29 protein-coding genes are annotated in these 20,677 nt (G+C 51.3%); all 29 read left to right on the top strand.

What is annotated here, in order from left to right; all coding sequences use genetic code 11:
- Positions 1 to 82 precede the first annotated feature (82 nt).
- The 29 genes from tuf (at position 83) to secY (ending at position 20,645) form a co-directional block, all read left to right on the top strand.
- The gene (gene tuf, locus ACLD72_RS30505; protein ID WP_251596158.1) at positions 83 to 1,273 is read left to right on the top strand and encodes an elongation factor Tu; all 1,191 of its coding nucleotides are present in this window, start codon (positions 83 to 85) and stop codon (positions 1,271 to 1,273) included.
- Positions 1,274 to 2,002: 729 nt separating this feature from the next.
- Positions 2,003 to 3,319, top strand: a complete 1,317-nt coding sequence (locus tag ACLD72_RS30500) for an ABC transporter substrate-binding protein (protein ID WP_458476489.1) — start codon at positions 2,003 to 2,005, stop codon at positions 3,317 to 3,319.
- A 35-nt stretch (positions 3,320 to 3,354) separates the two neighbouring features.
- Positions 3,355 to 4,236, top strand: a complete 882-nt coding sequence (locus ACLD72_RS30495; protein WP_411003015.1) for a carbohydrate ABC transporter permease — start codon at positions 3,355 to 3,357, stop codon at positions 4,234 to 4,236.
- Complete coding sequence (locus tag ACLD72_RS30490; RefSeq protein ID WP_411003014.1) at positions 4,236 to 5,090, top strand: carbohydrate ABC transporter permease; 855 nt, start codon at positions 4,236 to 4,238, stop codon at positions 5,088 to 5,090. The genes ACLD72_RS30495 and ACLD72_RS30490 overlap by 1 nt, the downstream gene beginning before the upstream one ends.
- A gap of 45 nt (positions 5,091 to 5,135) precedes the next feature.
- On the top strand, positions 5,136 to 6,656 hold the full coding sequence (locus ACLD72_RS30485) for a DUF4127 family protein (protein ID WP_411003013.1): 1,521 nt from the start codon (positions 5,136 to 5,138) through the stop codon (positions 6,654 to 6,656).
- Between the two features lie 37 nt (positions 6,657 to 6,693).
- A complete protein-coding gene (locus ACLD72_RS30480; protein WP_458476488.1) occupies positions 6,694 to 7,572 on the top strand; it encodes a MurR/RpiR family transcriptional regulator in 879 nt (292 codons plus the stop codon).
- A gap of 21 nt (positions 7,573 to 7,593) precedes the next feature.
- Positions 7,594 to 9,183 (top strand): FAD-dependent oxidoreductase, encoded by a 1,590-nt coding sequence (locus tag ACLD72_RS30475; RefSeq protein WP_411003011.1) that lies wholly within the window; start codon positions 7,594 to 7,596, stop codon positions 9,181 to 9,183.
- A gap of 774 nt (positions 9,184 to 9,957) precedes the next feature.
- On the top strand, positions 9,958 to 10,266 hold the full coding sequence (gene rpsJ, locus ACLD72_RS30470) for a 30S ribosomal protein S10 (RefSeq protein WP_006676490.1): 309 nt from the start codon (positions 9,958 to 9,960) through the stop codon (positions 10,264 to 10,266).
- A gap of 47 nt (positions 10,267 to 10,313) precedes the next feature.
- Complete coding sequence (gene rplC, locus ACLD72_RS30465) at positions 10,314 to 10,937, top strand: 50S ribosomal protein L3 (protein ID WP_411003010.1); 624 nt, start codon at positions 10,314 to 10,316, stop codon at positions 10,935 to 10,937.
- A gap of 27 nt (positions 10,938 to 10,964) precedes the next feature.
- The gene (rplD, locus tag ACLD72_RS30460) at positions 10,965 to 11,588 is read left to right on the top strand and encodes a 50S ribosomal protein L4 (RefSeq protein ID WP_411003009.1); all 624 of its coding nucleotides are present in this window, start codon (positions 10,965 to 10,967) and stop codon (positions 11,586 to 11,588) included.
- On the top strand, positions 11,588 to 11,878 hold the full coding sequence (rplW, locus tag ACLD72_RS30455) for a 50S ribosomal protein L23 (RefSeq protein ID WP_251596176.1): 291 nt from the start codon (positions 11,588 to 11,590) through the stop codon (positions 11,876 to 11,878). The genes rplD and rplW overlap by 1 nt, the downstream gene beginning before the upstream one ends.
- Before the next feature lie 28 nt (positions 11,879 to 11,906).
- Positions 11,907 to 12,737: a 50S ribosomal protein L2 gene (gene rplB / locus ACLD72_RS30450; protein WP_251596178.1), complete on the top strand. Its 831-nt coding sequence runs from the start codon at positions 11,907 to 11,909 to the stop codon at positions 12,735 to 12,737.
- A gap of 77 nt (positions 12,738 to 12,814) precedes the next feature.
- Positions 12,815 to 13,093, top strand: coding sequence for a 30S ribosomal protein S19 (gene rpsS, locus ACLD72_RS30445; protein ID WP_128630040.1), 279 nt, complete (start codon positions 12,815 to 12,817; stop codon positions 13,091 to 13,093).
- Positions 13,094 to 13,131: 38 nt separating this feature from the next.
- Positions 13,132 to 13,464, top strand: a complete 333-nt coding sequence (gene rplV / locus ACLD72_RS30440; RefSeq protein ID WP_251596180.1) for a 50S ribosomal protein L22 — start codon at positions 13,132 to 13,134, stop codon at positions 13,462 to 13,464.
- Between the two features lie 13 nt (positions 13,465 to 13,477).
- Positions 13,478 to 14,146, top strand: a complete 669-nt coding sequence (gene rpsC / locus ACLD72_RS30435) for a 30S ribosomal protein S3 (RefSeq protein WP_036619517.1) — start codon at positions 13,478 to 13,480, stop codon at positions 14,144 to 14,146.
- Positions 14,147 to 14,148: 2 nt separating this feature from the next.
- Positions 14,149 to 14,583 (top strand): 50S ribosomal protein L16, encoded by a 435-nt coding sequence (rplP, locus tag ACLD72_RS30430; protein WP_036619518.1) that lies wholly within the window; start codon positions 14,149 to 14,151, stop codon positions 14,581 to 14,583.
- Positions 14,573 to 14,773 carry a 50S ribosomal protein L29 gene (rpmC, locus tag ACLD72_RS30425; RefSeq protein WP_018759704.1) on the top strand — a complete coding sequence of 67 codons (201 nt, stop codon included), beginning with the start codon at positions 14,573 to 14,575 and terminating at the stop codon, positions 14,771 to 14,773. Before rplP ends, rpmC begins: the two co-directional genes overlap by 11 nt.
- Positions 14,774 to 14,823: 50 nt before the next feature.
- Complete coding sequence (gene rpsQ, locus ACLD72_RS30420; RefSeq protein ID WP_036619522.1) at positions 14,824 to 15,087, top strand: 30S ribosomal protein S17; 264 nt, start codon at positions 14,824 to 14,826, stop codon at positions 15,085 to 15,087.
- 36 nt (positions 15,088 to 15,123) lie between these two features.
- The gene (rplN, locus tag ACLD72_RS30415; RefSeq protein WP_036619525.1) at positions 15,124 to 15,492 is read left to right on the top strand and encodes a 50S ribosomal protein L14; all 369 of its coding nucleotides are present in this window, start codon (positions 15,124 to 15,126) and stop codon (positions 15,490 to 15,492) included.
- A gap of 38 nt (positions 15,493 to 15,530) precedes the next feature.
- Entirely contained in the window at positions 15,531 to 15,884 is a 354-nt protein-coding gene (gene rplX / locus ACLD72_RS30410; protein ID WP_251596182.1) for a 50S ribosomal protein L24, read from the top strand.
- A gap of 32 nt (positions 15,885 to 15,916) precedes the next feature.
- Positions 15,917 to 16,459, top strand: coding sequence for a 50S ribosomal protein L5 (gene rplE, locus ACLD72_RS30405; protein WP_251596184.1), 543 nt, complete (start codon positions 15,917 to 15,919; stop codon positions 16,457 to 16,459).
- 45 nt (positions 16,460 to 16,504) lie between these two features.
- On the top strand, positions 16,505 to 16,690 hold the full coding sequence (locus tag ACLD72_RS30400; protein WP_010348808.1) for a type Z 30S ribosomal protein S14: 186 nt from the start codon (positions 16,505 to 16,507) through the stop codon (positions 16,688 to 16,690).
- Between the two features lie 31 nt (positions 16,691 to 16,721).
- Complete coding sequence (gene rpsH / locus ACLD72_RS30395) at positions 16,722 to 17,120, top strand: 30S ribosomal protein S8 (protein ID WP_128630038.1); 399 nt, start codon at positions 16,722 to 16,724, stop codon at positions 17,118 to 17,120.
- A 31-nt stretch (positions 17,121 to 17,151) separates the two neighbouring features.
- The gene (gene rplF, locus ACLD72_RS30390) at positions 17,152 to 17,694 is read left to right on the top strand and encodes a 50S ribosomal protein L6 (RefSeq protein ID WP_128630037.1); all 543 of its coding nucleotides are present in this window, start codon (positions 17,152 to 17,154) and stop codon (positions 17,692 to 17,694) included.
- Between the two features lie 67 nt (positions 17,695 to 17,761).
- Positions 17,762 to 18,130: a 50S ribosomal protein L18 gene (rplR, locus tag ACLD72_RS30385; RefSeq protein ID WP_251596187.1), complete on the top strand. Its 369-nt coding sequence runs from the start codon at positions 17,762 to 17,764 to the stop codon at positions 18,128 to 18,130.
- A 27-nt stretch (positions 18,131 to 18,157) separates the two neighbouring features.
- Positions 18,158 to 18,655, top strand: a complete 498-nt coding sequence (gene rpsE / locus ACLD72_RS30380) for a 30S ribosomal protein S5 (protein WP_128630035.1) — start codon at positions 18,158 to 18,160, stop codon at positions 18,653 to 18,655.
- Positions 18,656 to 18,667: 12 nt separating this feature from the next.
- A complete protein-coding gene (rpmD, locus tag ACLD72_RS30375) occupies positions 18,668 to 18,853 on the top strand; it encodes a 50S ribosomal protein L30 (RefSeq protein ID WP_036619536.1) in 186 nt (61 codons plus the stop codon).
- Positions 18,854 to 18,906: 53 nt separating this feature from the next.
- The gene (gene rplO, locus ACLD72_RS30370) at positions 18,907 to 19,347 is read left to right on the top strand and encodes a 50S ribosomal protein L15 (RefSeq protein ID WP_036619537.1); all 441 of its coding nucleotides are present in this window, start codon (positions 18,907 to 18,909) and stop codon (positions 19,345 to 19,347) included.
- Positions 19,347 to 20,645, top strand: a complete 1,299-nt coding sequence (gene secY / locus ACLD72_RS30365) for a preprotein translocase subunit SecY (RefSeq protein ID WP_411003005.1) — start codon at positions 19,347 to 19,349, stop codon at positions 20,643 to 20,645. The genes rplO and secY overlap by 1 nt, the downstream gene beginning before the upstream one ends.
- Positions 20,646 to 20,677 lie beyond the last annotated feature (32 nt).

Raw genomic sequence — 20,677 nt, 5'->3', positions numbered from 1 at the left:
TAGTTGTACTTGCTGATCGGAAGAATCATTCTTCCGGTCGGTCAAACATAACAATCCATATTTTAAGGAGGAACTGTTTAAAATGGCAAAGGCTAAATACGAACGTACAAAACCGCACGTTAATATCGGTACGATTGGTCACGTCGACCATGGTAAAACAACTCTGACTGCAGCCATCACGACTGTATTGTCCAAAAAATACGGCGGTGCTGCCGTAGCATTCGACCAAATCGACAAAGCTCCGGAAGAACGCGAACGCGGTATCACAATCTCGACGGCACACGTTGAGTATGAAACTCCGAACCGCCACTATGCACACGTTGACTGCCCAGGGCACGCCGACTATGTTAAAAACATGATCACCGGCGCAGCTCAAATGGACGGCGCAATCCTGGTTGTATCCGCAGCTGACGGCCCAATGCCGCAAACTCGCGAACACATCCTGTTGTCCCGTAACGTAGGCGTACCTTACATCGTCGTATTCCTGAACAAATGCGACATGGTTGAAGACGAAGAGTTGCTTGAACTGGTTGAAATGGAAGTTCGCGACCTGTTGAACGAATACGAGTTCCCAGGCGACGACACTCCGATCGTCCGCGGTTCCGCTCGTGAAGCCCTGCAAAATCCTGATGGAGACTGGGCTCAAAAAATCGTTGAAATGTTCGAAGTTATCGACGAGTACATTCCGCTTCCGGAACGTCCGATCGACAAACCGTTCTTGATGCCTGTCGAGGACGTATTTTCGATCACTGGCCGCGGTACCGTTGCTACTGGCCGTGTAGAACGCGGTACGGTTAAAGTCGGCGACGAAATCGAAATCGTGGGTATCCACGAAGAAACGAAAAAATCCGTCGTTACCGGCGTTGAAATGTTCCGTAAATTGCTGGATTCCGCTGAAGCGGGCGACAACATCGGCGCATTGCTTCGCGGTGTTGACCGTAAAGAAATCGAACGCGGTCAAGTATTGGCTAAACCGGCTTCCGTTAACCCGCATACTGAGTTTACCGCTCAAGTATACGTATTGACGAAAGAAGAAGGTGGACGTCATAAGCCTTTCTTCACTGGCTACCGTCCGCAATTCTATTTCCGTACAACGGACGTAACAGGTGTTATCAACCTGCCGGAAGGTACTGAAATGGTTATGCCTGGTGACAACATCGAAGTTACGGTTCAACTGATCTCCCCGATCGCTATTGAAGAAGGAACTCGCTTCTCCATTCGCGAAGGCGGCCGTACAGTTGGATCCGGCGCTGTAGTATCCATTAGCAAATAATAAGGCGCTTTTAAGCGGCCTTAACCGAAAAGGGCTTCTTCCCGGTTTACCGGGGAGGGGCCCTTTTTTAAGATTTAAGTAAGTATAAGTTTCTGAGCCTCGGCTTCCTTTTATCGCAAGATATACTACCGTTGAACGCAGTCTGGCTTCTTTGAAAGTACGTCGATAGGCGTTTTTTTACGGCTCAACCTAAAGATCGGTTCTTGATGGCTGACAATGGGAACGGGAGTCTTCATCCCAGGGCTTGCTAAGGGACCGAAGCGCCCTTATTTGCCGAAAGAGCCGGTGTTTTATTTTTTAACGGACAGGAAAGACCTTATTCGTCCGAAAACAGCCCAAAATGTGTCTGGAAAGACCAAATAAGGTCGATAGGGTCCATTAGGCTGGGAAATACCCGGGAAATGGGCAGATAACGTCGCTGGAGTCCGTTAGAGCAGCGTTCCTAGCTTTAGAAAGGGCCGAAGTACTCGGTGCTTCTGATGATAATAGAAGGGGCAGGGTATTCGGAGTAGAACAGAAGAGGGAATGGGCATGGAGTGGAACCCCATACCCATCCCTCCAATCGCGCTAACGTAGAAGTTAGAGTCGTAAAAATACGCCGGCAGGCGTTTTTCTTATGCCATCGCTTGTAAGGAAGCAGAAATTATCCACCGGAATATCCAAGCATTGCGGAAATAGTTTTCGAGCTGCTGAATATATATGGTTCAAAAGCTTGAAAGGATGTTGTCCATGACAAAAACAATGCTGAAAGCTCCGCTTCTCCTGCTGCTTACGGCATGGATCGCCGGTCTGCTCGCCGGATGCGGCGGGCCCGCGCCCAGTCAAGGATCGACTGGGAACACGCCTCAACCTGCTGCCGGTTCCGATGGGGACCAAGCCAAAGAACCCGTTACGCTTCAGTTTTGGACCATTGCTTTGCAGCCCACGTTTAATGATTACTTCAACGAATTGATCGCACGCTATGAGAAAGAAAACCCTCACGTAAGCATCGATTGGCAGGACTACCCGTTTGACACCGTCTCGCAAAAACTGCTGACCAGCATCGCCAGCAACAAAAGCCCGGACGTGGTGAACCTGAATACCGAATTCGCCAGCCAAGTCGGCAGCAAAGGGGCGCTTGTCGATTTGGAGCAGTACCTTACCCCAGAGGAAAAAGCCGCTTTTTTTGAGGGGATCTTTAGTTCCACCATTCTTGACGGGCACGCTTATGCCCTGCCGTGGTATACCGGGACCGAAGTGCTGTTTATGAACACGAAGCTGCTGAAGGAAGCCGGCTTAGATCCGAGCAAGCCGCCGCAAAGCCGCGAGGAGTTGGCCGATTGGGCGCGGCAAATCAAAGCGAAAACCGGCAAAAACGGCTACGCAATCCAGCTGATTTCCAAACTGTATGCGATCGATGGCATTCCGTTCGTCAACGAAGACAAGACGGCCGCCGCCTTTAATACACCGGAGGCGGAAGCGATGCTGCAGAATTTACGGCAGTTGATGGAGGAAGGTGTGATCATCAAGGATGATGCGAAGTTTGACAAGCAGATTCAGTATTATTCCGCCGAGCAGGTGGCTTTTGAACTGGCCGGTCCTACCTTTATCAACTTCCTGAAAACATCGGCCCCGGATGTGTACAAAAATACGGTAGCCGTCCCTCTGCCCACGGGCAAAGCAAACCTGCGGCTGTCCAACTCGATGAACGTTGTGGTGCCGGAGGCTTCCAAACATGCGGAAGAAGCCGTCAAGTTCGCGGTTTTCGTAACGAATGCCGAAAATCAAACCTCTTTTGCCAAGTTGGCCAATACGCTCCCCTCCACCAAAGCATCGATCAAAGATCCCTTTTTCACCGAATCGGACAACACATTAGAGGCGCAGGCGAAAATCGCTTCCGCGCAAAGCCTGGATAAAGCAACGGACTTTATGGTTGGTGTGCCCAGCGCGACAGACATCAATGCCGCATTAGGGCGGGGGCTGCAGGAAGTGCTCCTGAACGGCAAGGATATCAAGAAAACGCTGGATAGCGTAGAAAAGGAAGTCAACGGAATCTTAAAAAAGTAGCGCCTAACGGTATTGCGGGATAGGAGGTGAACGCCTTGAAGAAATGGAGCCATTCGGAAACCTGGGCCGCCTGGGTGTTTATGATGCCCGGCCTGCTCCTGATCGGAATATTCGTGTTTTGGCCAATCCTCTACGGGATCCCGCTGTCCTTTACCGATTATTCCGTCATTGCCGAAACGAAATACGTGGGTATGGACAATTATACGGCCGCTTTTCACGACCGGAATTTTCTGATCTCGCTGTGGAATTCGCTGAAATACGTGTTGATCGTTCCGTTCATCCAGATCGCGTCGATTCTGATGGCCGTGCTGGTGAACAGCCGCCTTCCCGGGGTGAAGGCTTTTCGGACCGCGTATTATATCCCGGTCGTCACCTCGATGGTGGCCGTGGCGCTGATTTGGAGCTGGCTGCTCAGCAACAACGGAGTCGTCAATTACATTCTGATCCGGGTTGGGATCATCAGCGAACAGATTACCTGGCTGGCGGACAGCAGCACGGCCCTATACGTGCTCATGTTCATTACGCTGTGGAAAGGCTTGGGGTACTACATGGTGCTGTACCTTGCCGGGCTGCAGGGGATTCCCGCAGAACTATACGAGGCGGCCAAAGTCGACGGAGCCGGGGTGTTCCGGGCCATTTACCGCATTACGCTGCCGCTGCTCCGGCCGCATATTCTGTTTTGCAGCTTGATTTCCCTAATGGCCGCGATCCGCGTGTTCGATGAGGTGTATATTCTGACCAAAGGCGGACCCGGAACGGCGACCTTGACCTCGAGCGTGTATATTTTTCAAAAAGGGCTAGAGCAGTTTAACTTCGGTTATGCTTCGGCGCTTGGGCTGATCGTTAGCGTCATCATTGGGGCTCTCAGCGTCCTGATCTTTTATGTCAACCGGAAAGGAGGCGTCAATCCTTACTGATGATCAAACCTGCTAATCCCAAAAGAGCATTTCGGCCGGGAGTGCTCATCCGGTACGTCATCATCTATGTTCTGCTGGCGGCGCTGGCGTTATTTATGATGGGACCGTTTCTCTGGCTGCTCAGCGTGTCGCTGATGCCCGGGAAAAACGTGTTTTCGGTGCCGCCGGCTATTTTTCCGAGCTTTATCGACTTTGCCAATTACGCGGGTGTTTGGAGATTTATGGACTTCCCCAAATATATATTGAATACAGTCGTCATTACCGCACTGGGGATTGCCGCCAATGTCATCTTGTCCAGCATGACCGCCTATCCGCTCGCCGCCTTCCGCTTTAAAGGGCGAAACCTGGTGTTCGGCTTGCTGATTTCGACGATGATCATCCCTTCCTCGACGGCGATGATCGTGCATTATTTGACGATTCAGACTTTCCGCCTGGGGGATACTTATGTTGGCGTCGTATTACCCGCAGCGGTGTCGGTGTTCAACATTTTTCTGATGCGGCAAACCTTTATGTCCGTCCCGGCGGATATGCGAGATTCCGGGAAAATGGACGGCGCCTCCGAGTTCCGGATTTTTTGGCAGCTGATGCTGCCCCTGGTGAAGCCCGGCCTTGCGGTGATCGCTTTGCTGGAGATGATGGCGTTCTGGAACAACTTCCTGTGGCCGATCGTCATTCTGAACGATCCGTCCAAATATCCGCTGGCGGCGGCTTTAACCTATCTCAACGGGCAATTCGCCTACAACTTCGGCTGGATTGCCGCCGGCACGATGATTTCCGTGCTCCCCATCATCGCCGTTTTTCTGCTCACCCAACGTTATTTCATTGAAGGTATATCGGGAGCGCTCAAAGGATAAAAAGAATCCTTGTCTTCAATCCATAGCTGAAGGAGATGCCTGATCATGATCAAAATCGTTTATGTGCCTTTGGACGAACGGCCGTGCAATCTGCTTTTTCCCCCGGCGCTGGCGGCCGGGACGGAGTTCGAGGTGGTGGCGCCTCCCGTAGAACTCCTGGGAAACAAGAAGCGGCCGGCCGATACTGAGGGTTTATGGGAATGGCTGCTGCGGGAGGCGCGAGGGGCGGATGGTGCCATTTTGTCATTGGACACTTTGGTGTATGGGGGAATCGTGCCTTCCCGGCTGCACCGGCTGCCGTTTGAGGAGTGCAAACACCGGCTCGGCCAATTAAGAAAATTGAAGGAAGACGTTTCCGGGCTGCAGGTTTACGCCTTGAATCTGATCATGCGCTGTCCGCAGTATTCCAGCAGTGACGAAGAACCGGACTATTACGGGGAATGGGGCCGGGAAATCTTTCGCCAGGGATACATTCGCCACCGTTTGCAGCTCGGCATCGCCGCTGAGGCCGAGTTGTTGGAGAAAAAGCATATCGACGCGCAGCTGCCCGCCGGCGTGCTGAACGATTATTTGCAGCGGCGGGCCGTTAACGCCGAGGTCAACCGTCGCGCTGTAGAGTTGGCGAAGGAGGGCGTCATCGATTTCCTCGTCATTCCGCAGGACGACGCCTCCCCGTTTGGATGGACCGCCTTGGATCAGCAAAAGGTCCGGGATACCGTTAAGGAGCTCGGCGCTTCCCTGAAGGTATACATGTATCCGGGCGCCGACGAGGCGGGCTGTACGCTGCTTGCCCGCATGATCAACCAATTCAAAAACTCCGTCCCCCGCGTGTATCCGCGGTTTTCCAGTGTCCACGGGCCGTTTGTGATTCCGTTGTACGAGGATCGCATGTTGTTCGAAAGTGTAAAGTACCATGTGTTGGCGGCCGGCGGTTTGCTGTGTTCCAGCATAAGCGAGGCGGATATCGTCCTGCTGATTAACGCCCCGGGGGAAACGATGATGGAAAGCGCGTCACAGCATCATCCTAACGTGGGATATAACGTGATGCGAAACACCGCCGAACTGATCGAAACCGCAGATTATCTCATCGGCCGATTAAGAAAACCGTGCGTGATCGCGGACGTGGCTTTTGCCAACGGGGCAGACCTTGAACTGATCCGGTCGCTGCGGGAGAAGAAGCTGCTGTTTCGATTGGCGGGCTATGCAGGCTGGAACACCAGCTCCAATACGCTGGGCACCTGCATCGCCCAGGGCATGACTTACCATCATTACGGTTTAAGCCAGGCTCATCTTGATTTCTTGTCCCTGCGGTATACCGAGGATGCCGGCTACTGCGCCTTCGTACGGCAGTCCGTCAAGGAGAATAAGCTGCCCGGGCTCGGGATGGATTATTTTTCGGTCGACCGGCCGCGCGGCCTGGCCGCCAGCCTTGTCCGGGAGGAGTTGGAGCGTTTCGTGGAGCGGTATATTAATGATGAAACTTATCGCGTCAGCATTGATGATGTTTTTTTACCATGGAGCCGGATGTTTGAAGTGGGGCTGAAAACGCATTTGCTATCGTCATAAAGATCCCGGGGGCTACCTGTTAAATAGGAGAATGATCATGACGGAAACGAATAAAAACGCGCAGTTTGCCAAAACCAGAAACCCCATGGATTTAATCGCGGAAATCGGCAGCTATTACCCTTCGCTGACGAAATCGGAGCAGAAAGTCGCCAGACGGGCGCTGAATCATGCGGATGAAGTGCTTTATTCCTCCATTACCGAGTTCGCGGAAGCTTCGGGCGTTGGCGAGACGACGGTGATCCGCTTTTGCCGCAAAATCAAATTCAAAGGCTATCAGGAGTTCCGGCTGGCGCTGGCTCAGAGTCAAACACTGCGCAAAATCGAGGAAAACCAACTCGAAGACCGCGAGGTTCACTATATTGAACGGGTATGCGGCAACGCCGTGAAGGTGCTTCAGGTCAGCTTAAGCCTGCTTGACCGGGGTACGCTGGAAGCCGCCGTTGATATGATCGATCAAGCCAGGCACATTCAGTTCATCGGCGTCGGCTCCTCCGGCATTACGGCGCTGGATGCCAAAAACCGTTTATTGCGGCTTGGCAGACGTTCCGAAGCGGCCTTCGACAGCCATATGCAGGCGATGAGCGCCGTGCTGCTGGAGGAAGGCGACGTGGCCGTCGGTTTCAGCGTTTCCGGGAGCAGCAAAGATACGAACGATATCCTGGCGAAAGCCAAAAGCGGCGGAGCCAAGGTCATCGCCGTGACGAACTACGCCAAATCGCCGATTACAAGCATTGCGGACCTCGTGTTGCTGACGGCGGGGAAAGAATCGCCGCTTGAGGGGGGCTCCATGAGCGCGAAAATATCGCAGCTGCTTGTCATCGACCTGCTATGTGAAGGCTTATCCTTAAAGGATCTTGAACGAGCGAAACAAATGAAAGAAAAGACGGCCCGCGCCGTCATCGATAAAATCTACTGACAGGCGGAGGGATGCAGGGGCATGGAGAAGGAAAGATCAGCGGACGTTGTCGTGCTGGGCGGAGGGCTTGGCGGCTGTATGGCCGCTTTGGCCGTCGCCAAGGCGGGTTATTCCGTCATCCTGACTGAAGAAACGGACTGGCTGGGCGGTCAGTTGACGAGTCAGGCGGTTCCGCCCGATGAACATAAATGGATCGAAAGCTTTGGCTGTACCGGAACGTACCGCGAATTCCGAAACCGGGTAAGGGAGTACTACCGGCAAAATTATCCGCTGACCGAACAGGCGATGATCGATCCGCTGTTAAACCCGGGCAACGGCTGGGTCAGCCGGCTGTGTCACGAGCCGAAAGTGGCGCTGCGGGTACTTGAGGATATGCTGGCTTCCTATATGAATAGCGGCAGAATATCGGTGATGTATCATGTCCGCGCCGTCCGGGCGGAGACGCATGGGGATACGGTAAAATCCGTTACCGTCAGAAGGCTGCACCAGGATAAGGAATGGACGCTCCGGGGAGCGTATTTTCTCGACGCTACCGAATGCGGGGACATTTTGCCCCTGACTGGAGCCGAGTATGTAACTGGAGCGGAATCCAAGGCGGACACCGGGGAACCGCATGCGTTAAACGAAGCGAGGCCGCTGGACGTTCAATCGTTTACGCATGTGTTTGCGCTTGATTATGTTCCCGGCGGGAACTATACGATACCGAAACCAGAAAGCTATGATTTTTGGCGATGTTATGTGCCGCCGAATTCACATTTGCCGAAGCTGGGCTGGATCGTAAACGACGGGGTGGACCCGGATAACGACCGGGAATTTACGCTGTTTCCGGACGACACTGGGCTGCCGTCTCTTTGGACGTACCGCCGCATTATCGACCAAAGCCTGTTCTGCGGCGGGCTCTATCCAAGCGATATATCGCTGATCAACTGGGCGCAAAACGATTACGGCTTGGGCATGATCTATGAAGTGTCCGAAGCGGAGCGCCGGCGGCATTTGGAAGGAGCGCGGCAGCTGAGCTTGTCCTTGCTTTACTGGCTGCAGACGGAGTCGCCCCGGCGAGGCGGCGGGAGGGGATACCCGGGCTTGCGGCTGCGCGGGGACGTGCTCGGAACGGAAGACGGCTTGGCCAAGTACCCCTACATCCGGGAATCCCGGCGCATTAAAGCCCTCTATACGATTACGGAGCATGACGTCAGCAAGGAGCTGCGCGGGGAGCTCGGCATCAAGCGGTACGAAGACAGTGTTGGAGTAGGCAGTTACCCGCTCGATTTGCATGCGACGACCCAGTCGCGCCGCAGCTTTTATATTCCGAACTACCCGTTCGAGATTCCGTTGGGTGCGCTCTTGCCAGTACGGGTCCACAATTTGCTGCCCGCCTGCAAAAACATCGGAACAACGCAAATTACGAACGGCTGCTACCGGCTGCATCCGATTGAATGGAACATCGGCGAGGCAGCCGGGTATATCGCGGCGTATGCCCTGAAACATTGCATCAGGCCCCGGGAGATCCGGGAGCGGAGACACCATTTGAAAAACTTTCAGGCATGGATCGAAACCCAGGGAATTCAGCTTCACTGGCCCCCGGAGATCAATGATGAAGTATTAATCTGACTTGGCGCGATACTAACGTCGAAACCACTTGTCCTCACGGGGATTAGTGGTTTTATGTTTTAAGCGCGTGTTCATATGCTTGGCCCGGCTGAATTCAAGATTCGATGCCGAGTTACTTCCTGATTCACTTCGTGATAAGAAAAACATCTATCGATGTATATTCTAGGGAGACAGACCGCGTTTAGCGGTTGTTTTTCTTGACCCTACGGAATTTATAAAATTCCGGTCATGGTAGAGGGCGATGCGCCGGTAAAGATGGGAGGGGAAGAGTCTGGGAGCTAAGGGACACCGGAGCCGTTATTTTCGAAAAAACGGAGGTTTGCAAAATGTAACGGACACAGATGACGTTATTTACCTCAAATGGCCTGGATGAACGGGTTTTGGAACGAAATAGGGTCGCCTGTGTCCGTTAGGCTGGGAAATACCCGGGAAATGGGCGGATAAGGTCGCTGGTGTCCCTTAGAGTAGCAACGCCCAAAGTAGAAGTCAGAGCCACTAAAGGACGCCGACGGGCGTTTTTCTTGCGATATAAGGAAGCCGATGTTTTGTAGTCCACTCTTCCTTATATCTTCAAGAGAACTTTTTGAAAAACATCTTTAAAATAATTTCTTGCATTCCGCCTACCTTTTCTATATAATAGTGAATGTTGTTCTGTGACGTTGCGATGATGTGAGAGGTTACTGACACACCCGGCCCCTTTGCCATGGGAGGGCGTCAGAAAATTTTCACGGAGTATGTCCGATACTAAATTGGGCGATAGAAGGAGGGACTAAAATGGCAAAGCAAAAAATTCGTATTCGTTTGAAAGCTTACGACCACAGAATTCTTGATCAATCCGCAGAGAAAATCGTTGAAACGGCAAAACGTTCGGGTGCTGGCGTATCCGGGCCGATTCCGCTTCCTACGGAAAAGCAAGTCATTACCATTCTCCGTGCGGTGCACAAGTACAAGGATTCCCGGGAACAATTCGAAATGCGGACGCACAAACGTCTGATCGACATTGTGAACCCGACTCCACAAACCGTGGATGCCTTGATGCGCTTGGACCTGCCGTCCGGTGTAGATATCGAAATTAAATTGTAATACCTTGCATTTCGTAAGGTAATCAGGAAAGGAAAAGAGGTGTCAACATGAAAGGTATCTTAGGAAAAAAACTCGGAATGACTCAAGTATTTACCGCTGAAGGGAATGTCATTCCCGTAACGGTAATCGAGGCGGGCTCCAATGTGGTTCTGCAAAAGAAAGACGTGGAGAACGACGGTTATGAAGCCATTCAGATCGGCTACTCCGACAAGAAGGAAGCCAGAGCCAACAAGCCGGAAGTTGGGCATGCGAAAAAAGCAGGTGCAACGCCTAAGCGCTACGTTCGCGAAATTCGCGGTGTTGATTTGGCAGGATACGAAGTTGGCCAAGAGGTCAAGGTTGATATTTTTGCTGAAGGCGAATTTGTTGACGTAACAGGTATTTCGAAAGGTAAAGGATTCCAAGGCGTAATCAAACGCTGGGGACAAAGCCGCGGTCCGATGGCGCACGGCTCCCGTTACCATCGCAGACCGGGTTCCATGGGTTCTATCCAGGCGAACCGCGTTCCGAAAGGCAAACGTCTTCCGGGGCACATGGGGCATGAAACCGTAACGATTCAAAATCTCGAAGTTGTCCGCGTCGATGCAGAGCGCAACGTACTGCTCGTAAAAGGCTCCATTCCGGGTCCGAAGAACAGCTTCGTCAAAATCAAACAAACCATTAAGAAATAATAGCCCTCAAGAAAGGAGGAACAACAAATGCCAAAAGTAGCACTTTTCAATATTAGCGGTAGCCAAGTAGGCGAAGTGGAATTGAATGACGCGGTATTCGGGATCGAACCGAACACGCACGTTCTTCATGAAGCTGTAGTCATGCAGCGCGCTTCCCTGCGTTCCGGCACCCACAAAGTCAAAGGACGCTCCGAAGTTCGCGGCGGCGGCCGTAAACCTTGGAAACAAAAAGGTACGGGACGTGCGCGCCAAGGTTCCATCCGCGCTCCTCAATGGGTAGGCGGCGGTACCGTGTTTGGTCCGACTCCGCGCAGCTATGCTTACAAACTGCCGAAGAAGGTTCGCCGCTTGGCGATCAAATCGGCCTTGTCTTCGAAAGTGATCGATCAAGACATCATCGTGCTTGACGCGCTGAGCTTGAATGCTCCGAAGACGAAAGAGTTCGCAGCGATTTTGAACAACCTGAAAGTGGATCGCAAAGCTTTGGTTGTAGCCCCTAGCTACGACGACAATGTGGCGCTTTCCGCACGCAACATCCCGGGCGTCAAATTCGTGGCGGCAGATGGCATTAATGTTCTTGACGTGCTGACGCACGACAAACTGATCATTACGAAAGAAGCAGTTCAGAAGGTAGAGGAGGTGCTCGCGTAATGAAAGATCCTCGCGATATTATCAAACGTCCGGTGATTACGGAACGTTCGTCCGAATATATGAATGACCTGAAATACGTTTTTGAGGTTGATATTCGCGCCAACAAAACCGAAATCAAGCAAGCTGTAGAGTCGATCTTCGGTGTGAAGGTTAAGAACGTAAACACCTTGCGTGTACCAGGGAAGCTGAAACGTTACGGACGCTACTCCGGATATACTCCTGAATGGAAAAAAGCGTTTGTTACACTGACCGCTGACAGCAAGCCGCTCCAATTTTTTGAATCGGTATAAAATCGTTTAAAGTAAGGAGGGAAATCTCGTGCCTATCAAAAAGTACAAACCGACATCCCCGGCAAGACGCGCGATGAGCGTGTCGACATTCGAAGAAATCACGACGGATCAGCCGGAGAAATCTTTGCTTGCGCCGCTGAGCAAAACGGCCGGCCGCAACAACCAAGGTAAAATTACCGTTCGTCACCATGGCGGCGGACATAAGCGCAAATACCGCATCATCGACTTCAAACGGAACAAAGATGGAATTCCAGGCCGCGTTGCTACGATCGAATACGATCCGAACCGCACCTCGAATATCGCTTTGATCCACTACGCCGATGGCGAGAAGCGTTATATCATCGCTCCTAAGGGCCTGAAAGTAGGCGACGTGATCGAATCCGGCGCAGGTTCCGACATCAAAGTCGGGAACGCTCTGCCGCTTGAGAACATCCCGGTGGGTACCGTAATTCACAACATTGAGCTGAAACCTGGCAAAGGCGGACAATTGGTTCGCGCAGCCGGCACGGAAGCCCAATTGCTCGGTAAAGAAGACAAATACGTAACGATCCGCCTTTCTTCCGGCGAAGTTCGTAAAGTTCTGAAAGTTTGCCGCGCGACGATCGGTTCCGTTGGCAACGGCGACCATGAGCTCGTTAAAATCGGTAAAGCGGGACGTAACCGCTGGCTCGGCCAACGTCCGGAAGTGCGCGGTGTCGTAATGAACCCGAACGATCACCCTCACGGTGGTGGTGAAGGTCGCGCTCCGATCGGCCGTAAATCTCCGTTGTCGCCTTGGGGCAAACCGACCCTGGGTTACAAAACGCGCAAAAAAGGCAAAGCTTCTGATAAATATATCGTTCGCCGCCGTACGAAGTAATCCGCATCACGCGGATCACTTCGCGGCTTGTGGATAAACCGGCGGATTTTGCAGTCAGACGAAGGGAGGATAAATGAATGGGTCGCAGTCTGAAAAAGGGGCCTTTTGTTGATGGTTACCTGTTGAAGAAAGTGGAGGAAGTGGACGCGTCGAGCAAAAAAGTCGTGATCAAAACTTGGTCCCGCCGCTCCACGATCTTCCCGCAATTCATTGGTCATACGTTTGGTGTATACGACGGACGCAAGCACGTTCCAGTATACGTTACCGAGGATATGGTCGGACACAAACTGGGCGAATTTGCGCCAACCCGTACCTACAAAGGTCATACGGATGACGATAAGAAAACGAGACGTTAATATCGATAAGTTCTTCGTTTGAGAGGAGGTCATTACACATGGAAGCTAAAGCACATGCAAGATCTATCCGTATTGCTCCGCGCAAGGCTCAGCTCGTAGTTGATCTGATCCGCGGCAAGCAAGTCGGCGATGCGATCGCGATTCTGCGCCATACGCCAAAGGCGGCTTCCCCGGTCGTGGAGAAGCTTTTGAATTCGGCGATTGCCAATGCTGAACACAACTATTCTATGGACGTTAATAAATTGGTGATTACGCAAGCGTACGTCAACCAAGGCCCGACGATGAAACGTTTCCGTCCGCGGGCTATGGGTCGCGCTAGCCGGATCAACAAACGCACCAGCCACATTACATTGGTGGTATCCGAAAAATAAGGAGGGAAAACGTGTGGGCCAAAAGGTAAATCCGGTCGGACTACGAGTAGGGATTATCCGTGATTGGGAATCCAAATGGTACGCCGGCAAAGATTTTGGTGATCTTTTGCTGGAAGACGTTAAAATTCGTGAACACCTGAAAAACAAACTGAAAGACTCCGCGGTATCTCGGATTGAAATCGAGAGAGCGGCAAATCGTGTGAACGTAACAATCCACACAGCCAAGCCGGGTATGGTTATCGGTAAAGGCGGTTCGGAAGTGGAAATCCTGCGGGGCGAAATTACGAAAATCGCAGGCGGCAAAAAAGTTCACATTAACATTTCGGAAATCAAACACCCTGATCTTGACGCGATTCTGGTCGCAGAAAGCATCGCACAACAATTGGAACGTCGCGTTTCTTTCCGTCGTGCGCTGAAACAAGCGATTCAAAGAACGATGCGTTCGGGAGCGAAAGGGATTAAAACGGCAGTCAGCGGTCGTCTCGGCGGTGCTGAAATTGCCCGTACGGAAGGCTACAGTGAAGGAACTGTTCCACTTCATACGCTCCGCGCCGACATCGATTACGGTACGGCAGAAGCGCATACGACTTATGGCCGCATCGGCGTAAAAGTATGGATCTATCGTGGAGAGGTTCTTCCTACGGCTAAGAAACAACAAGCTGCTCAGGAAGGAGGCAACTAATCATGTTGGTACCAAAACGTGTAAAACACCGCAAGCAGCAACGCGGTAATATGAGAGGCCAAGCTAAAGGCGGCACCGAACTGAACTTCGGCGAATTCGGCCTGCAGGCTCTTGAGCCGACTTGGATCACCAACCGCCAAATCGAAGCAGCGCGTATTGCAATGACGCGTTACATCAAGCGGGGCGGTAAAGTATGGATTAAAATTTTCCCTGACAAGCCGATTACTCAAAAGCCTCTTGAAGTCCGGATGGGTAGCGGTAAAGGTAACGTGGAAAAATGGGTCGCAGTTGTGAAGCCTGGCAAGATTCTGTTTGAGCTTGCTGGTGTGTCGGAGGAAATCGCACGCGAAGCTATGCGTCTTGCCGCCCACAAACTGCCGATCAAAACGAAGTTTGTGAAACGTGAAGAATTGGGTGGTGAAGCAAATGAAAGCTAATGAACTTCGCAACTTAACCACTGCAGAAATCGAACAAAAAATCGCCGGGTTTAAAGAAGAACTCTTTAACCTCCGTTTCCAGTTGGCTACCGGCCAACTCGATAACCCGACTCGGATCCGTGACGTGCGCAAGGAAATAGCTCGTGCTAAAACCGTATTACGTGAAAGAGAACTCGGGATCATCAGTTAAGAAGCGCCTAAACGTTAAGTGAAACGCCAAGTCCAGGAAGGAGGCTAACCATGAGCGAACGTAATAGCCGTAAAGTGCAAATTGGTAAAGTCGTCAGCGACAAGATGGACAAAACGATCGTTGTTGCTGTAGAAACCTACAAAAAGCATGATCTGTACCACAAGCGCATTAAATACACGAAAAAATTTAAAGCGCATGATGAGAACAATACCGCGAAAATCGGAGATACCGTAAAAATCGCCGAAACTCGCCCGCTGTCCAAAGACAAACGCTGGAGACTCGTTGAAGTCGTAGAAGAAGCGGTTATTATCTGATAGCGAAAGGCTACAGGCTGAAAGGAGGAAATATCGATGATTCAACCATTTACACGTTTGCAGGTTGCCGACAACTCCGGCGCGAAGGAATTGATGTGCATTCGCGTTCTGGGCGGTACCGGTCGTCGTACGGCACAAATCGGAGATTTGATCGTTTGTTCCGTCAAACAAGCAACACCAGGCGGCGTTGTCAAAAAAGGGGACGTAGTCAGAGCGGTTGTCGTTCGTACGAAACGTGCGGTTCGCCGTAAAGACGGTTCCTACATCGCATTCGACGAAAACGCGGCGGTTGTTGTCAAAGAAGACAAGAGCCCGCGCGGAACGCGTATCTTCGGACCGGTTGCTCGTGAACTTCGCGACAAGGACTTCATGAAGATCGTTTCCTTGGCTCCGGAAGTTATCTAAATAAACCCCTACCCGATTTAACAGGAGGTGTAAACCAAGTGCCTAAACTGAAAAAGATCCTTGAATCTCATAACAATAAGCTTCACGTTAAGAAAGACGACACGGTCATCGTCATCTCCGGTAAAGACAAAGGGAAGAAAGGCCGCGTCATCGCCGCTTATCCTCGTGAGAACCGCGTGCTTGTGGAAGGTGTGAACATGATCAAAAAACACCAAAAGCCTAACCAGCTGAATCCGCAAGGCGGCATCATCGAGAAAGAAGCTCCGATTCACGTTTCGAACGTTATGCATGTTGATCCGAAGAGCGGAAAAGTAACCCGTATCGGTTACAAAGTATTGGACAACGGCAAAAAAGTTCGCGTAGCTAAGAGATCCGGAGAAGTAATCGACTAATCCAGGAATGTAAGAAAGGAGGTCCATGATTCATGGCAGCAAGATTAAAAGAACGTTTTTTGAGCGAAGTGACGCCTGCTTTGGTTCAAAAATTCAACTATACAACCGTAATGCAAGTGCCTAAAATCGAGAAAGTCGTTATCAATATGGGTGTCGGCGAAGCCGTGGCCAACTCGAAGGTGCTCGATTCCGCAGTGAACGACATGCAGCTGATCGCTGGTCAAAAGCCGGTTATCACGCGTGCGAAGAAATCAATCGCCGGTTTCAAACTTCGTGAGAACATGCCGATCGGTGTGAAAGTAACGCTTCGCGGCGACCGCATGTACTACTTCCTCGACAAACTGTTTAACATTGCGCTTCCTCGCGTGCGCGACTTCCACGGCGTATCGACGAAAGCTTTCGACGGACGCGGCAACTATACGCTTGGCCTCAAGGAACAATTGATCTTCCCTGAGATCGTATACGACCAAGTCGACAAAGTGCGCGGTATGGATATCGTTATCGTGACGACGGCAAAAACCGACGAAGAGGCCCGTGAGCTGTTGACGCAAATGGGCATGCCTTTTGCAAAGTAACCAAGTCGTTATTCTCCGAAACTATCTGGGAGGTGTCAGGCTAAAGTGGCAAAAACTTCGATGAAAGTTAAACAACAACGTGCACCGAAATTCAAAGTGCGGGCGTACACCCGCTGTGAACGTTGTGGTCGTCCACACTCGGTATTGCAAAAATTCAAAATTTGCAGAATTTGTTTCCGTGAATTAGCTTATAAAGGCCAGATTCCTGGCGTGAAAAAAGCAAGCTGGTAATTTATCAACAACGGGAAGGAGGTTTACACGTATGACTATGTCAGATCCAATTGCAGATATGCTTACACGTATTCGCAACGCGAACACAGTGCGTCACGAAACGGTAGAACTGCCTGCTTCGACGATCAAGAAACAAATCGCTGAAATCCTGAAGCGTGAAGGTTTCATCCGCGATGCAGAATATATCGATGATAACAAGCAAGGGATCATCCGTATTTTCCTGAAATACGGCCCTAACAACGAACGCGTTATCTCCGGTTTGAAGAGAATCAGTAAGCCAGGCCTTCGCGTGTACACGAAAAGCAATGAAGTTCCTCGTGTCCTCGGCGGTTTGGGTATCGCGATCATCTCCACATCCAAAGGAGTCATGACCGACAAGGAAGCTCGTCAGTCCAAAGCCGGCGGCGAAGTTGTTTGCTACGTTTGGTAATTAACGTCTTATCACAAGGAGGTGCAAATACATGTCTCGTATTGGTCGCAAACCAATTACAGTACCAAGTGGTGTGAACGTCACACTCGACAACACCGTGATTACGGTAAAAGGACCAAAAGGTTCTTTATCTCGTGAGCTGCATAAGGACATCAAGGTAACGGTTCAAGACAACGTGATTACCATTGAACGTCCTTCTGATAATAAATTACATCGTTCTCTGCACGGCACGACCCGTTCGGTAGTGAACAACATGGTCAGCGGGGTAACGGAAGGCTTCTCGAAGTCGCTTGAACTGGTCGGCGTCGGATACCGCGCAAGCTTGTCCGGCAAAAAACTCGTTCTGAACGTTGGTTACTCCCACCCGGTTGAAATCACTCCGGAAGAGGGCATCGAATTTGAAGTACCTTCGAATACGAAGATCATCGTTAAAGGGATCAATAAGGAGCGCGTAGGCGAATACGCCGCTAAAATCCGCTCCGTCCGCGAGCCTGAGCCTTACAAAGGCAAAGGGATCAAGTATGAAGGTGAACGCATCATTCGTAAGGAAGGTAAAGCCGGTAAGAAGAAATAAGTTTCTGCTTAGCGGCCCTGTCCTTCTGGCGTCTTGAAGGTAAAGCGAAGGGAGTGAAAGGAAAGTCATGATTACAAAAGGCGATAAGAACAAAGCTCGTCTGAAAAGACATCTGCGCGTGCGGACGAAAGTGCAAGGTACGGCTGAACGTCCAAGACTGAACGTATACCGTTCTTCCAAACATATCTATGCCCAACTGATCGACGATGTGGCAGGCGTAACGCTGGCCAGCGCTTCGACTGTGGACAAAGAGCTGAGCGGATCGATCGGCAACGGCGGCAACGTGGAATCCGCCCGTAAAGTTGGCGAACTGATCGCGAAACGCGCTGTAGATAAAGGCTACAAGAGCATTGTGTTTGACCGTGGGGGATACCTGTACCATGGACGGATTCAGGCGCTGGCTGACGCAGCCCGCGAAGTAGGCCTGGAATTCTAAAATATTCACTAAAAGGAGGTTAACGACTTGCGTGTAGATCCGAACACTTTAGAACTGACTGAAAGAGTTGTAAATATTAACCGCGTAGCTAAAGTAGTTAAAGGCGGACGTCGTTTTAGCTTCAGTGCGCTTGTGGTTGTCGGCGACGGCAAAGGTTGGGTTGGTGCCGGCATCGGTAAAGCGGGCGAAGTCCCTGATGCCATTCGCAAAGGGATTGACGATGCGAAGAAAAACCTGATTCACGTTCCGCTCGTAGGCACGACGATTCCTCACCTGGTTACCGGACATTTCGGTGCTGGCCGTGTGCTCCTGAAACCGGCGTCCGAAGGTACCGGGGTTATCGCCGGCGGTCCGGTTCGCGCCGTGCTTGAGCTGGCTGGCGTGGGCGACATTTTGACAAAATCTTTAGGTTCTTCGAATTCCATCAACATGGTCAATGCGACTTTGGAGGGCTTGTCCCGTCTGAAACGCGCTGAGGATGTTGCGAAATTACGCGGTAAAACCGTCGAAGAACTTCTCGGTTAAGGAGGGAATCTCATGGCTAAACTGCAAATTACCCTCGTGCGTAGTTTGATCGGTCGTCCGGAGAACCAACGTACTACCGTGAAAACCTTGGGTCTTCGCAAAATCAATCAAACCGTGGTTCACAACGATAATCCGGCCATCCGCGGCATGGTGAATCAAGTAAGCCACCTGGTTTCGGTTAAAGAAATCGAAGCCTAACAGGTTTTGAGTATTTTATATGTGCCAACAATAAATAAGGAGGTGCAACGAAGATGAAGTTACATGAGCTTTCTCCAGCTCCTGGATCCCGGCACGAGCGCAAACGCGTCGGCCGTGGTACAGGTAGCGGTATGGGTAAAACGTCTACCCGTGGTCACAAAGGTCAAAACGCTCGTTCCGGCGGTGGTGTCCGTCCGGGATTTGAAGGCGGTCAAAACCCGTTGTATCGTCGCTTGCCGAAACGCGGATTTATTAATCCGACGCGGAAAGAGTATGCGATTGTCAACATCCAAGATTTGAACAAATTTGCGGCGGATACGGAAGTAACTCCTGAACTGTTGTTTGAACAAGGGATCGTGAAAGACGCGAAGAGCGGCATCAAGATTCTCGGCAACGGCGAAGTTACTGTCAAATTGACAGTGAAAGCGAACAAGTTCTCCCAATCTGCGGTAGAGAAAATCGAGGCTGCCGGCGGTAAAACCGAGGTGATCTAATGTTTAAGACCATTAAGAACATATGGCATGTTCAGGACCTGCGCAGCCGTATTCTTTTTACGCTGTTTATCTTTCTCATTTACCGGATCGGATCTTTCGTTCCGGTTCCGGGCGTTAATGCGTCGGTATTTCAGTCGGTAAACGAATCGGGAAATAATCTGCTCGGGCTCTTGAACACCTTCTCGGGAGGCGCACTTAAGAACTTCTCGATTTTTGCCCTCGGGATTATGCCTTATATCACGGCTTCCATCATTGTGCAGCTCTTGTCCATGGACGTTGTTCCGAAGTTTGCGGAATGGGCTAAACAAGGGGAGCACGGGAAAAAGAAGATGGCCCAGGTAACCCGTTACGGTACGGTTATTCTGGCAATCATCCAGGCGTTTGCCACATCGATTGGATTCAATCGGTTGTATGGCACGCAGATGGTGCCGAATGCGACCTTTGCGGATTATTTGGTTATTGCGATCGTGTTGACCGCAGGTACTTCGTTCCTGATGTGGCTCGGCGAACAAATTACCGATAAAGGCATCGGCAACGGGATCTCGCTGATCATCTTTGCCGGGATCGTTGCGTCGTTTCCTTCGCATATCACAACGATCGCCCAATCGGAATTTATCGTTGAAGGGCAAGCTTTCATGAACGTGGTGAAATCCATCGCGATTCTCCTCGTGTGCGTGCTGATCGTCATCGGTGTCATTTACATCCAGCAGGCTGTACGGAAGATTCCGGTGCAGTACGCTAAACGCGTCGTCGGCAACAAGATGTACGGCGGACAGAATACGCATATTCCGCTGAAAATCAACGCCGCGGGCGTTATTCCGGTCATTTTCGCGATTTCTTTGCTGCAGTTCCCGGTTGTGCTCGCCAGCTTCTGGTCGACACACACCTGGGCCCAATGGGTTACCCATAATCTGTCCACGAACGCGCCGCTCGGGATCGTGCTTTATGTGGTCATGATCATCGGCTTTACGTTCTTCTATACGTTCGTTCAGATGAACCCGCAGCAAATGGCCGAAAATATGAAGAAAAACGGCGGATATATTCCGGGAATTCGCCCGGGGAAGGCAACCGAAACTTATCTCACACGGGTTCTGACCCGCTTGACGATGACCGGCTCCATATTCCTCGCGGCCATCTCCATCCTGCCTATGGGCCTTGGCGCATTGGCAAATCTGCCGCGTACGGTTCTTATTGGCGGCACTTCGGTCCTGATCGTTATCGGCGTTGCGCTGGATACGATGAAGACGATCGAAGGTCAACTGATCAAACGTCACTATAAAGGCTTTATCAATAAATAGGCGATAGGTACCAGGATCGGGCTGCTGCTGGG

The organism is Paenibacillus lacisediminis, from assembly GCF_046567315.2.
Note: the sequence above shows the minus strand (reverse complement) of the source record. Positions and strands in the feature narration are given on the sequence as shown.